At 35.9% G+C, this 13,722-nt stretch carries 14 protein-coding genes and 2 pseudogenes; 3 read left to right on the top strand and 13 right to left on the bottom strand.

Features of this window, described 5'->3' with window-relative positions; translation table 11 throughout:
- Nucleotides 1–53: 53 nt before the first annotated feature.
- Nucleotides 54–224: a hemin uptake protein HemP gene (gene hemP / locus FTV11_RS12240; protein WP_078189103.1), complete on the top strand. Its 171-nt coding sequence runs from the start codon at nucleotides 54–56 to the stop codon at nucleotides 222–224.
- A 197-nt stretch (nucleotides 225–421) separates the two neighbouring features.
- Here hemP and FTV11_RS12245 read toward each other — a convergent pair whose 3' ends face one another.
- The 4 genes from FTV11_RS12245 to FTV11_RS12260 form a co-directional block, all read right to left on the bottom strand.
- The gene (locus FTV11_RS12245; protein WP_180009490.1) at nucleotides 422–1,741 is read right to left on the bottom strand and encodes a HAMP domain-containing sensor histidine kinase; all 1,320 of its coding nucleotides are present in this window, start codon (nucleotides 1,739–1,741) and stop codon (nucleotides 422–424) included.
- A gap of 4 nt (nucleotides 1,742–1,745) precedes the next feature.
- On the bottom strand, nucleotides 1,746–2,414 hold the full coding sequence (locus tag FTV11_RS12250) for a response regulator transcription factor (protein ID WP_180009491.1): 669 nt from the start codon (nucleotides 2,412–2,414) through the stop codon (nucleotides 1,746–1,748).
- A gap of 132 nt (nucleotides 2,415–2,546) precedes the next feature.
- Entirely contained in the window at nucleotides 2,547–2,909 is a 363-nt protein-coding gene (locus tag FTV11_RS12255; RefSeq protein WP_180020829.1) for a NirD/YgiW/YdeI family stress tolerance protein, read from the bottom strand.
- A gap of 105 nt (nucleotides 2,910–3,014) precedes the next feature.
- On the bottom strand, nucleotides 3,015–4,772 hold the full coding sequence (locus tag FTV11_RS12260; RefSeq protein WP_180010874.1) for a GspE/PulE family protein: 1,758 nt from the start codon (nucleotides 4,770–4,772) through the stop codon (nucleotides 3,015–3,017).
- Between the two features lie 210 nt (nucleotides 4,773–4,982).
- Here FTV11_RS12260 and FTV11_RS12265 point away from each other — a divergent pair, with 210 nt between their 5' ends.
- The gene (locus FTV11_RS12265) at nucleotides 4,983–5,996 is read left to right on the top strand and encodes a hypothetical protein (RefSeq protein ID WP_168379329.1); all 1,014 of its coding nucleotides are present in this window, start codon (nucleotides 4,983–4,985) and stop codon (nucleotides 5,994–5,996) included.
- A 39-nt stretch (nucleotides 5,997–6,035) separates the two neighbouring features.
- Here FTV11_RS12265 and tsaA read toward each other — a convergent pair whose 3' ends face one another.
- The gene (gene tsaA, locus FTV11_RS12270; RefSeq protein WP_180074080.1) at nucleotides 6,036–6,749 is read right to left on the bottom strand and encodes a tRNA (N6-threonylcarbamoyladenosine(37)-N6)-methyltransferase TrmO; all 714 of its coding nucleotides are present in this window, start codon (nucleotides 6,747–6,749) and stop codon (nucleotides 6,036–6,038) included.
- 106 nt (nucleotides 6,750–6,855) lie between these two features.
- Here tsaA and FTV11_RS12275 point away from each other — a divergent pair, with 106 nt between their 5' ends.
- Entirely contained in the window at nucleotides 6,856–7,635 is a 780-nt protein-coding gene (locus tag FTV11_RS12275) for a ferredoxin--NADP reductase (protein ID WP_078189109.1), read from the top strand.
- Nucleotides 7,636–7,708: 73 nt separating this feature from the next.
- Here the strand turns inward: FTV11_RS12275 and FTV11_RS12280 are convergent, their stop codons facing one another.
- From FTV11_RS12280 to FTV11_RS12310, 8 genes and pseudogenes are all read right to left on the bottom strand, one after another.
- Complete coding sequence (locus FTV11_RS12280) at nucleotides 7,709–8,149, bottom strand: hypothetical protein (RefSeq protein ID WP_180027310.1); 441 nt, start codon at nucleotides 8,147–8,149, stop codon at nucleotides 7,709–7,711.
- 178 nt (nucleotides 8,150–8,327) lie between these two features.
- Nucleotides 8,328–8,459 (bottom strand): annotated as a pseudogene (locus tag FTV11_RS17155) (hypothetical protein); the annotation flags it as partial.
- Between the two features lie 78 nt (nucleotides 8,460–8,537).
- Nucleotides 8,538–9,299: a hypothetical protein gene (locus FTV11_RS12285; RefSeq protein ID WP_257223244.1), complete on the bottom strand. Its 762-nt coding sequence runs from the start codon at nucleotides 9,297–9,299 to the stop codon at nucleotides 8,538–8,540.
- A 228-nt stretch (nucleotides 9,300–9,527) separates the two neighbouring features.
- Entirely contained in the window at nucleotides 9,528–10,325 is a 798-nt protein-coding gene (locus FTV11_RS12290; protein ID WP_257223245.1) for a PoNi-like cognate immunity protein, read from the bottom strand.
- 39 nt (nucleotides 10,326–10,364) lie between these two features.
- Entirely contained in the window at nucleotides 10,365–10,976 is a 612-nt protein-coding gene (locus FTV11_RS17160) for a DUF1911 domain-containing protein (protein WP_257223246.1), read from the bottom strand.
- A 479-nt stretch (nucleotides 10,977–11,455) separates the two neighbouring features.
- Nucleotides 11,456–12,427 (bottom strand): PoNe immunity protein domain-containing protein, encoded by a 972-nt coding sequence (locus FTV11_RS12300; RefSeq protein WP_180074081.1) that lies wholly within the window; start codon nucleotides 12,425–12,427, stop codon nucleotides 11,456–11,458.
- 35 nt (nucleotides 12,428–12,462) lie between these two features.
- A complete protein-coding gene (locus tag FTV11_RS12305; protein ID WP_218950520.1) occupies nucleotides 12,463–13,566 on the bottom strand; it encodes a type VI immunity family protein in 1,104 nt (367 codons plus the stop codon).
- Nucleotides 13,567–13,615: 49 nt separating this feature from the next.
- Nucleotides 13,616–13,722: pseudogene (locus FTV11_RS12310) on the bottom strand (IS5/IS1182 family transposase); the annotation flags it as partial.

A 13,722-nucleotide genomic window follows, 5' to 3' on the forward strand; every position in this document is an offset into this window, starting at 1 on the left:
TCGATAATGATTATCATTTAAACCATTCAGAAATACACCACGGAGTCGACGGAATGAACGCACCATTTAGCCTTTTTACTCGTAGCAATGAAGCACACCACTCACTGCCAATGCTACATTCAAACAACCTTTTTGCTTTAGGACGTGAAATTCGCATTATGCATGCAGGTGAAGAATATCGACTACGTTTAACACGAAATAATCGCCTTATTTTGACCAAATAATTTCTGATAAAAATAATAATTATCAGCGCAATAAAAATAATCGTGGACACAAGCAGTAAGCCATTCGCTTACTGCTTTTTTAAGTTTTGTACTTAGTTAAATTAAGTTTTATAGCTACTCAAACTTAATTTAAATCGCAACACTCATCTTCCTCTCACAACACTCTTTCGCTAAATTCCTTAGAGCAAATCGTGTTTTTAACGGATTGGAAAAGTGAGTTGTACCTTTAAGCCACCAAGTTCAGATGCATCCACATTTAAATGGCCTTGATGTAACTGTACAATTTTTTGGGCAATTGAAATACCTAAACCTGAACCTTGCGTCTTCGTTCCCAATACACGGTAAAATCGCTCGCCAATGCGTTGCAATTCTGCGACTGTCAGTCCCGCACCTTGATTTTCAATCGTCCAAACCGCCTGCTGTGCTGTTACCGTTAAATCAATCTTTACCTGTCCTTGCTCAGGACTATAGCGAATTGCGTTATCGACTAAATTGCGTAGACAGCTAAACATCAACTCTGGGTTCATAGCAAACTGTACAGACTGGGTCTGTAGCTTCAATTCGATCTGTTTTTCTTCAATAAAAGGCTGTAAAGCGTCAAAGACTTGTAAACTCAGCTGTTCTAAGTCTTCTTGTTTTTTATCTAATTGCTCCGATTGCGTCGGGTCGAGCCGTGCCAAAATCAGTAGATTTTCCAACACGCGCGTTCCTCGATTAACATCGTGCTGTATGCTCAATAAATCCTGCTGAATGTCGGGATATTTTCGTTTTAATACCTGAAGTCGCATTTGAATCGCAGACAGCGGTGAGCGTAATTCATGTGAAGCATCGGATGTAAAGCGTTGTTCCGCCTCTAAGGCTTGATCTAATCGACTTAATAAAAAATTCAGCTGTGTTTGGATCGGCTCTAGTTCTTGTAATACAGGTTCAGGTAAGACAATGGCTTGTAAGTCATCTACATTTTTTTCAGCGATTTGTTTTGAAAAAAGCTGTAAAACTTTCAATTGACGTTTAATCAAAATATGCAGTAATAGCCATTGGATCAACCAGACAATCAACAGAATCCCTGCATAGCCTAGTACGCTTTGCAGCGTTTCTCTGAGCCGTGTTTTCATCGGTTGAATGATTTGTACGCTTAATCCATCGTCCTGAAGTGCATAGCTACGCCAAAGCGCGCCTTCTCTCCATTGATAATGCAACCCTTGTTTTAAATTGGGCTGATGTTCAAATGCTGTGTGTTGTTCCGATGTGGTTAAGACTTGCGACCCTTGCATGAGTTGATATTGCATATCAAACTCTTCACTCAGCTCATCTATTTGTTCGTCTTGCTTCAGCGTGAGATCAGTAGCAGTGAGCATGTCAGCCACTTCGTCCATCAGGGCATCATGTACACTCATGATGTGATAAAGACCAAATCCCAACATCAGACACAGGGAGATTGCTCCCGCCCAAATTGCACTGAGCAGTGAGGTTTTAATCAGTTGCGACTGTAAGGAAATGCTTTTTTTATCACTCATAGACTTAACTTTGTTGTGGAAGATTCATGCGATAACCCAAACCTCTTAAGGTTTTGATGTAATCACTGCCAATCTTCTTACGCAATTGGTAAATAAAAACTTCGATCGCATTACTTTCAACTTCATCCCCCCAAGCATAGAGTGATTCTTCGAGTTGGCTACGCGTCATAATATGCTCAGGATTTAACATCATCTTATGCAAGATTTGATATTCACGCGATGTCAGCGTAATCAATTCCGCATTTTTACGCAGCGTTTTGGCTTGTACATCTAAACTTAAATCCCCGAAAGTCAGAGAATTATCACGCTGTTGATGATGCAAGCGTAATTGGGCACGTACCCTTGCTGACAACTCTTCCAAGCTAAAGGGTTTTACCAAATAATCATGAGCACCCAGATCTAAACCTTCTACACGATCTGCAATACTGTCCCGAGCAGTAATGAATAAAACTGGTGTAAGCGGATGCAACTGTACGATACGTTTTAAAATTTCATCACCAGTTACTTTTGGTAAGCCACGATCTAAAAGTATGCAATCATATTGATGTTGTTCTAAAGCCAAAATAGCGTGATCGCCGCGATCAACCCAATCGACACTATAGCCATCCATTTCAAGCCATGTTTTTATACTGTCTGCTTGGGATGCATCATCTTCTGCCAATAAAATTCGCATCTTACCTACCCTATTTCTATGGTTCCGACTTCAGTGTATCGAACTTTTGCTCATATCTACTCAAATCATAAAAAAACCACAGCAAGCCGTGGTTTTTTTATGGCGCAGCACTGAAATGAATAACAGGCTAAATTAAAATCTTACTTGATCGACATCCACTTCAACACGTTTTGTTGGTTTGTAATCAATGTCGATTTCACCAATGAGCGTTACTGGTGTTTTAGCTGAAATCGCTTTGCCTTGCCAAAGTTCATCATCAATATCCACTGTAATGCTGCCTGTGCTATCGCGGAACTGATATTTTTCATCGCCCATCGATTTCACAACATAACCTTTCAATTGAACTTTACTATCATCTTTTAAGCCTAAGGCATGTTTCACAGATGTGGTTTTCATCGGTGCAACTGCTGTTTGATTAACGGCTGTATTCGCGACTGCAACCGATGCCACACCTGCAAATGCTAAACCACATACCAATTGAGTGAATGTTTTCATCTTCGGTCTCTCTTACTGTGTCTATTTCGATAGCGCTATTTAAACAAAGCAAGATGAGTCGAATCTTAAGCTGCAAAGACGTTTTTATTTACTTTGATCGAACCATTAGTTGAGCGGCACGACACGCAGGACTTCTTCTAAAGTGGTTACCCCTGCAAGTACTTTACGCGCACCGGCAATTCGTAATGGCTCGACATGCTCTTTACGTGCCTGTGTACGTAGTTGGGTTAAATCTGCATTGGCACCAATCAATTGCTTGGTTTCAATACTGAGCGGCATAAATTCATAAATCCCCACACGGCCTTTATAACCCGTTTGACGACATTCATCACAGCCCACCGCCTCGTAGACAAAATCAGGCATTTGAATCGCATAATCAAAGGTCAAATGTTTCCACTCTTGTTCATTGATAAAAGTCTCACGCTTACAATGTGGACAGAGTTGACGAACCAAACGTTGTGCCAAAACCCCTAAAATAGTCGCTGCCGTTAAAAAAGGCTGAATACCCAAATCATGTAATCGCGTCAAACTCGATGGTGCATCATTGGTATGTAAAGTTGAAAGCACCAAATGACCTGTTAATGCAGCTTGGATCGCCATATTTGCCGTATCATGATCTCGTATCTCCCCGACCATGATAATGTCAGGGTCTTGACGCATTAAAGCCCGTACACCATCAGCAAAGCCCAAATCAATCCCTGTATTCACCTGCATTTGGTTAAAGCTCGGCTCTAACATCTCAATCGGGTCTTCAATCGTACAGACATTCACTTCTTCAGTTGCCAATTGCTTGAGCGATGAATAAAGCGTGGTGGTTTTACCCGAACCCGTCGGACCGGTCACTAAAATAATACCGTGACTATGACTGGTTAATGCTTTCCAATCATCCAACAGACGCCCTTCAAAACCGAGCTGTTGGAAACTACGTACCAAGACTTCAGGGTCAAAAATACGCATGACTAACTTTTCACCAAAGGCTGTTGGCAGCGTCGATAAACGTAGCTCTGTTTCTTGGCCTTTGGGTGTACGGGTTTTTAAACGTCCATCTTGCGGTTTACGTTTTTCAGCCACATTCATCCGACCTAAGATCTTAATTCGCGAGACCACGGCTGTCAGGGTATTTGCGGGCATGTTGTAGATGGTATGCAATACGCCATCGATACGAAAACGCACCTTTCCTGTATCTTTACGCGGCTCGAGGTGAATATCACTTGCACCTTGTTCGAAGGCAAACTGTAAGACCCAATCCACAAGCTTCACAATATGCTGATCATTGGCATCTGGATTTTGTGTATCACCTAATTGTAATAGTGCTTCAACGCCTTTATTTTCACGGTCATAACTCGATGATTTTTGCGAATTACTGACCGCACGACTCACTTGGTAATATTCAACCAAGTAGCGCTGTAGTTGATCTGGACTGAGTAATACACGTTGAATCTTGCGTGGTAATACCGTTCTTTCTAAGTTGGCAATCCATTCATTTTTATAAGGTTGATCCGTTGCAATCAACACATGCTCATTTTGTAATTCAACCGCTAAAATGCGATTTCGTACTGCAAATTCCTGAGACATAATGGCTGTCAAAGCAGGCACATCAGCTTTTAAAGGATCGATAATATAAAACGGTACACCAGACTTTTCTGCCAACCATTGGCAAAGTCTATTCAATGTTAAGGTAGACTGCGGATGACTCTGATCGACTAAATTAAAATTGGCAATCCATTGTAGAGGATGCCATTTCAACTGCTCACGCTGACGGTGCGTGGTTTGAATCAGTATTTTGTCCCGTTCAGTAATACGTCCATCTTTTTGTAATTGGTCTAAACACCAAGAAGTGTCAATTTCAAAATTAAAAGTCATTGTTCTATGTTCCCCAAACATAGGTTCACTATAACAAAACCAGCTGATTAAAACGCAATATTTTTTACTTAAATTATTAAGAAAAATTTAACTTAAATCATTAATTTTAATTAGTTAATTTTTAACATTCCCTTTTTTATGTTTTTCTATACTATATGCAACAGTCACAAATAATAGTGACGTAATTCATAATTTATTAAAGAGGGTAACATGAAATTTAAAATTTTAAGCCTAGCCATTTTTAGTTCCTTAATTCTAAGCGCTTGCGGCGGCGGCTCTTCAGACAATAGTTCTACTTCATCTGAAACTGGATCAGGAAATGGAGCTGAAACTAGTTCCGAAAATAATAAATGGTCAATCTACTCATCATCATATTGGGATGGAAGCGACAATTTATTCGAAAAAACACATTTCAATATTCAAAATAATACTATTTATTTCAATGTTGATTATTTAAGCAATAACAATGAAAATTATGACTTGAAATGGATAATTTCTGATTATTTAACAGACGAAGGCCTTTATACACCAGTGCTGAACAAAACCGAATATGGTTATAAATTTGCCAATTTAATTTCTAAAAATGATAGCCAATGGATTTTCACACCAGCATCTAGTCAAAACTTCAATGGTCTGAAACTGACTCAAAATTTCGAAGTGGTAAATTTAACAGGTAAAGAAATTGGCTATTACGTAGACACATTTAATTATCTTTCAGGTGCAGATACTACGTTAGCAACGAAGTTGGGCACATTCCCTAGTTTCTATTATTCAAAATTAAAAGGAAAAACTTTTCCTCAAGGTTCAACTTGCTTAAGACTGAAAACATCATCAAGTTCAAAAAATTATGTTGAACTCCTTGGTGACAACATTAATGGTTTTGATCCTACTGAATATTTAGATGACGGTTATACCATCCAAAACATAGCTTCTTATCCAGTTTATATTTCGAAAAATCAACCTGTAAATTATGATTTTGATGCTTATGTGCAGTTTAATCAAAATTATCGTTATGGCTCATACTATAAATCAGGGACCACTTACACATTGGCTAATGATATTAAAGACTATCAAGCTGACTTAGATGAGGCGATTCAAAATTATGGAAAGGATAGCCTGGAAGCAAAAGTTGAAACTAACTATGTAGAAGCAATCAAAAATGAATGCTCGCTATTTAACAATATCGCTAGTACTGAAATTGATAAATACTCTAAATTAAAGTAATTCGATTTCAAAAAAGATCAGGTTTAAAACCTGATCTTTTTAACTACTTAGAATTTCGTGTACGACTATTTTATTAGTGTCTACGCAAAAACGCACATTACAACCGCCAAACAACATGCCATATATACGTTCAACATCATGCTGATAAGCAGGACGTGGATCTAAACTCAATACTTGTTCCAGTTCTGCTGTTAATTGTTCGGTTAAATTGCCATTATTCAAAAATACCTGTTTTTGTTGCTCAGCGTGCTCTGACCAAATCACAGATTTTCTTTCTGGCTCATCCTGCGCATAACCACTTTGCGCATCCATCACTGCATCTGAATATTGAATATACGGTTTGATATCTAAAATTGGTGTTCCATCCAACAAATCGCTACCGACAACATAGACGCGAACCGATTTACCAATTTTTTTCACCGCTTTGAGCTGCACAACCGACAAGCCCATTGGTGACGGTCGGTACATACTTCGTGTCGCAAATACCCCGATTTTTTGATTACCACCTAAACGTGGTGGGCGAACTTGCGGACGAAATTTTGTCGAATCTGCATTTTTATTTTCATGAAACTGCCAAATCAGCCAAAGATGACTAAAATCATCAATCCCTTCGAAAGCCAATAAATCGTTATAAGGTTCCACCATTTCAATATAAGATTCGACTTGCACCAAATTCGGCTGACGTGGAATACCAAATTTTTCTCGGTAGGGAGATTTCATATACCCGATAATTGGCATTTTAAGCTCAGACATAATCACTTTTTCTGATAAGTTCAATTAAATATATTCAGTTTATCGAGAATGATTTTAGATTAGAATAGTAAGCTGTTCTAATTTGATAATTTTATTGAGACCTTTAATGGCTGCTTTTAACGTCGAAAAGATTACTCACGTCCACCATTGGAATGACACTTTATTCTCTTTTAAAACCACTCGCGATACTGCGTTACGTTTTAAAAACGGTCAATTTGTGATGATCGGCCTTGAAGTAAATGGTAAGCCTTTAATGCGCGCTTATTCTATTGCAAGCGCAAACTATGAAGAAGAATTAGAGTTTTTCTCTATTAAAGTTCCAGATGGTCCTTTAACGTCTATTTTACAAAAAGTAAAAGTTGGCGATGAAATTTTAGTATCTAAAAAACCTACAGGTACGTTGGTTCTAGATGACTTAAACCCTGGTAAAAACTTATACCTACTTTCTTCAGGTACAGGTCTTGCACCGTTCCTTTCTGTAATTCGTGACCCTGAAACTTACGAACGTTTTGAAAAAATCATCGTTGTACATGGTACACGTTTCATTTCGGAATTGGCTTATCAAGATTTAATCTTAGATGAAATTCCTAACCACGAATTCTTTGGTGAATTAGGCGCGAAAGAAAAATTGGTTTACTACCCTACGGTAACTCGTGAAGAATTCCATACTCAAGGCCGTGTAACAACTGCCATTGAATCTGGTCAACTTTTCGAAAAAATTGGGCTTCCACGTTTCAACCCTGAAACTGACCGCGCAATGCTTTGCGGTTCACCTGCATTCCTAGACGACGTTGCTGCACTACTTGACCAGCACGGTCTGAAAGAATCTCCTAAGATGGGCGTTCTAGGCGACTACGTGATTGAACGTGCATTCGTTGAAAAATAATTAGCTGAAAATTAAAAAGTGCATGTCATCATGCGCTTTTTTTTTATCTATATGCCACTCATGACTGATACAGCTATTTTTCTTCTTTTACCTTCAATTCATCAATAATTTTTGCTCTCCACTCTAAACCTTTCTCAGTAGCATCAGGTAATTCATTCGATAAATTAATTTCCACACTGTCATCTGGATATATATGTACAGCTAAATATTTTTTATCTTTTAAATTTTCATTCGTCAATGTGGGGACATTGGTTGCAATATGCTTTTTAGAGCTATTACCTTCTCCCCATTTAATATATTGAGCTCCTGTTATCACTGCTGATCTTTTCGTTCCACTACCTAGCCCTCCACCTAGCTCCTCTCCATTTAATTCAACAATATAAGGAATATAACTTGCATCATAACCATAAGATGTTGTCGTCAACACATAAGTTTTTGTTGAATGAGTATTACACCCTATTAAACTCATTGCTGAAAGCATAATAAACATTAAATTCGTTTTTAAAACTTTCATCATTATCCTTTAAAAAATATTGGGTTTTAATTTATTTAATTAAAAATAATAATCAAAGAAAATTAAAAATATTATCCATTAGAAACGAATAACCAAAAGGAAATTTTATCCTATTTATCACCATCAAGCTGCCAGTACACATACCCATCCATTCCAACATACCTCGAATGGCATCTACTTATTCAGTCAGATACCAAATCGTAAGACCCCAAGGGTTATCTTTAATCTCAGGCATATCTTCTCCTTGATTAAAATGGCGTTTTTCCATGTTATTCGCAGGACTATACCATTCACCTGTTTTAGGGCAAATTTAACCAAATCTTTTGGATAAATCATATGTGTTATTTCGCTATCATTTATCAACACACATCAGACAACACAAATCATTTCAGCTTCGATCAGTAAACTTGCCCCCTTCATTTGCGACTCTTTCAATCAAGTACCAATCTGTTTTCTCATAATATGTTTCATAAGTTTCTGGATCTATTGTAGTGGGAATTACACTACCAAAACCTCTATCATCTTCATTACTATGAGCCATAAATTCTATTCGGTTCGGCACAAATTCGGAAATATATAAATCTGTTATCGCAACTTTTTCATTCGATTTTACTTTAATACTTTGATTTATACGATAAATGGGATATGACACAGGAATATTAATTTTTGAAATATCAAATATTTCATCAACAATACTTTCTTGATTCCAATACGTTGGATAGGTATTTTCAATAATGAATGCCTCGGCCTTAGCCTTTGTATAAAAATCCCAACATTCTTTCACATTTTCATGAGGTAGTTCATCCATCCATTTTTTTGAAAACTCACTCATACCTTTGTCATTCGATCGAATCTCTGATGCGCAATCTAAATATGTTAGATCGCCTTCTTTTATTCTTATATAAGCAAAATCTAAAGTATCCATGGTTTTTCTTAAAAGCGGTAAAACCGTCCCTCCCCAATTGATGTCAACTTGCTCTGGCATTGGAAAATCCAGATAATTATAGGGTAGATTTCTCATATAAACGACAAACAGCAATTCCAAACGATCTAAAAAAGATTGATAGTTATTTCTCATGCTATAAAAAAATTCTTTAGAACTAAAATGTTCTAATAAATATAAAAATTTAGGATCGATTTTAAAATTCATATTCAGCCTAAAATTAATGCCCCGAAGGGCATGTTTTATTTATTCCTCACCATTAAAATACCAGTACACTTCACCCCAATCTGTTTCAGAAAGTGTTGGTAACATTTCACCTCTTAACACATGAACGCGTGAATCTTCTTGTGCAGGGGTTGTCCAATAGCCCGTTTTTGGGGATTTTTCGCCAGCTTTGACTTTTATTACAGTTAGATTCTCTTGGGTTACTTCAGATTAAGTATTATTTTTACGAGCCCATGCAACTATATCTTTAGGATAAAACAAATGTTTATGTAAAGAACTTTCATCCAAATCTAGTAAATAAACAAGAGCTGCTGCTTCAAAAGCCCAGTAACCAACATATGAATAATTATCTAAATTTAAATGACTATTGTACCAAAGTGTATTTTTATGCATTTGATACCAATCAGCCAAATATTCATCCAACAGTTCAATCGCATGATTTTTGTTATTTTTAATTATTACATTATCAATCACATCGCATAATATTGAAAAATTATAACTATATATCCCATCTCTTTCAGTATCTGGATGATTAGAATCCGTTAGTTTTAAAAACTTATTAATCACTTCATCTTCACTAAAAGTTCCTCCATCCTCGCCATTGATTAATTGTTTAATTGTAGATAATAAATTATTTTTATTTAGCAATACTGCTAAGCTAATTGTACTTAATGTAATAAAACCACCTTCACCACCAATAACAACTGGCTTTTTACTTGCTTTAAAAACTCCTAATGCTTCTGCTTGTTTTTCATAACCTTCTATTACTTTTTCAAATAATGGAGATATTTCTTCTATTGGCTTTCCTGCAGTATAATGAAGATATAATAAAGAATGATAGATCCATGTAATAGATTGCCATCTTGAAGCTTCTCCACAATTATATTGATCATCTTCAAATGCATCACTTTCTAAATATAAGGGTATTCCTTCTTCATTGTATTCTTTAGTCTTTAAATAATAATCTTCAGTTAAAAAAATCTGTCTTTTATATTTATCGAAATTCATATTAATCCTAAAATTAATGCCCCGAAGGGCATGTTTTATTTATTCCTCACCATTAAAATACCAGTACACTTCACCCCAATCTGTTCCAGAAAGTGTTGGTAAGATTTCACCTCTTAACACATGAACGCGTGAATCCACTTGTACTGGGGTTGTCCAATAGCCCGTTTTTGGGGATTTTTCGCCAGCTTTGACTTTTATTACAGTTAGATTCTCTTGGGTTACTTCAGATTGAGTATTATTTTTACGAGCCCATGCAACTATATCTTTAGGATAGAATAAATGCTTGTGTAGAGGAGTGTCATCCAAATCTAGTAAATAAACAAGAGCTGCTGCTTCAAAAGACCAATAACCACAATATTTTAGTTCTTCTGCAGGCTCTAGATGACTATTAAACCAAAGTGCATTTTTATTCATTTGATACCAATCAGCTAAGTATTCATCTAAATATTTAACAGCAGTTTCTTTATTATTTTTAACTAGCACATTATCAATCACATCACATAATTTTGAATAACCTAATGCAAATAAATTTCCTTCGTTAAATGTTGGATGTGAAGGATCATTAAGTTTAAAAAATTTATTAATAACCTCATCTTCACACGTATGACTTTCACCCTCACCATTGACTAATGAATGTATACGATCAAACAAATCATTTCGATTAAATAAAAAAGCCAGACCAAGTATATTTAACGTTTCATTTTGAGTTGGAATGACAGAAGGTTTTTTTGACTTATGGAAGATAGCTAAGGCTTCAGATTGTTTTTCAAAGCCTTCTATAACTTTTTCAAATAAGGGTATAACTTCCCCTATAGATTTTCCTGCTGTGTATACAAGGTAAAGTAGAAAAGAATAATCATGTGTTATTAAATTCCATCTTCTTTTTTCGCCGCAATTATACTCATCATCCTCAAATGCATCACTTTCTTTCTAAAAATCAACGTCTTCTATATAAAAATCATAGGCACTTTTATAATAGTCTTCAGTTAGAAAAATCTGTCTTTTATATTTATCGAAACTCATATTAATCCTAAAATTAATGCCACGAAGGGTATGTTTTATTTATTCTTCACAATCAAACTGCCAGTACACATCCCCACCCATTCCAAAATGCCCCGAATGGCATCTATTTATTCAGTTAGATACCAAATCGTTAATCCCCAAGGGTTATCTTTAATCTCAGGCATATCTTCTCCTTGATTAAAATGACGTTTTTCCATGTTATTCGCAGGACTATACCATTCACCTGTTTTAAGGCAAATTTGACCTGCTTCGCATTTTAATGTTTTTGTACTTGGATTACTTATATCCTTCTCGCAAGGTACAAATTCTCGGGCAAATTTAACCAAATCTTTTGGATAAATCATATGTGTTATTTCACTATCATCTAAATCTAGCAAATAAACGTAAGCAGCAGCTTCTATAGCCCAATAGCCAAAATAACCTCCATTTTCCATTTTATGTAAGTCATACCATGGAGCACTTTCAAATGCGGGATACCATAATTTCAAATATTCCTGTATATCCCGAATACTCTCTTGTTTAGTATCTCTATATTTACTAAAAATTAATGGGCGATATGGATTATCAAAAAACCATTGATCCACATCATATCTATCTGCCAACTCAAATGATAAAAAGTCCTCATACAGTGTATCTAATTGGTCTGTTTGCTCATGGTAAATTTTGTCCTGCATCGCTGCAATACGAGGTAATAAGTCCCTTCTGTGTAATAGATAACACAGTCCTATCAACTGCATACATCTTTCGTACTCATCTATAGCTGTAAAATAAAATGGTGCCCAATCTTCATCCTCCTCGTCTTTGCGCAAGGCTATTGTATATTCTTCATATTTCGTAATTACATCTTCTAATTGAATTCTAAGTGTAGAAATATCAAACCCAGCAGTAAAATTTAGACTTAATAAATCATAAGAATGTAGTGATAAGTAATAATCTAATCTTCTTATATCAGATGGACTGTCTTCATATATTTTTTTACTTTCTAAAATTTCAATGGGTAATTCTTTTAAAAATATATTTACTCTATTGTAAACTTCATCTGTTAAAAATAATTGTCTTTTCTTTTTATCAAAAATCATTCTTATTCCAAAAATAATGCCCCGAAGGGCATAAATCATTCTTCACCATCAAACTGCCAGTACACATCACCCCAATCACTTTCAAAATCAGGGAATATATCACCTTGTTTAAAATATTGACGTGAGTTTTCTTTAGCAAAAGTATACCAATATCCTGCGTGAGGACATGGGCTACCGGCAATAACAATATCTATTCTTTCTGGTTCTTGAACTTCAACTTTCACTCGTTTTAATTCAGGCCAAGTGCTGTCTTCATCAAATCGTGCAATCCATTGCTTTGAACTTACGGCATCAAAACGTGGATTTGGATCATCTGACCACGCATCTAAAGTGGTCAGTTTTAAGTTATCACAACGTATCGGTTTAATTAGTTCATTTGCCATCACCAATAAATCAGGAACACCTTCTTCAACTGGATAAAGTGAAAGCTCTCCCAAACGTATCCATAAGCTGTATTTTGTTGAATCTTCTAGGTCTATAATTTTAGTAATTTCAATTCGTGGATCATCCAGTTTTTCACGAATTTGTTCTTCACTCAAGCCTAGTTTCTCTAGCCAGTAGGGAGAAAGTAAAAAGCACCATGTTGGGGTACGAATACCGCCACCTAAACCATCCCGATCTTCTGCAATAAACATATTTTCATGAGAAAACTCCATACCAGGATGATCAATATCGAGCCCGTAAAAATAATCCGTGAAAGTCCGTTCAACTGTTTCAAATTCAGGAGAAACAAATGCAAATTGACTTGTGTTTCCAATTTCATATCCACTATATGCTTGAATTGGGTTAAGCATTTCTAGACATTTTTGAACAAATGAGTACCAAATATCTTTATTGGATCTATACCATTGATCACCAAAAGTTAATTTTAGACTAGAATAGCGCTCACTAGAGTCTCTAATCTTTGCACTTAAAGCCCAACGTGGACTTTGATCTTGAGATTGTGCAGATGTTGCACCTAAATAGTAAATGAAATATTTTTTATAAATTTTTGCCATTTCAGCTGATATTTCTTCACGACTTCTAATCCATGAAATTGCCTTTTTCCAAACTTCAGTATCACATCGAAATCTTAAATGAAATGGCTTATCAATTATTTCGAATTCAAATTTCTCATAAATATCAATTACTTTTATCAAAAATTCTTGCGCATTTGTTTTTTTTTGATCAATAGATTTCTTTCATAAGTCATTTTTCACTCAGCTCCAAGTTATAAATTCCAGCAATTAGATTGAATCTTAATGCTAGTCTTTTGCCTCGATTGCGATATCGCTCAGCAAGAATTTTGAAGGTTT

The organism is Acinetobacter sp. YH12231 (assembly GCF_013417755.1).
Classification (GTDB): Bacteria; Pseudomonadota; Gammaproteobacteria; order Pseudomonadales; family Moraxellaceae; genus Acinetobacter; species Acinetobacter amyesii.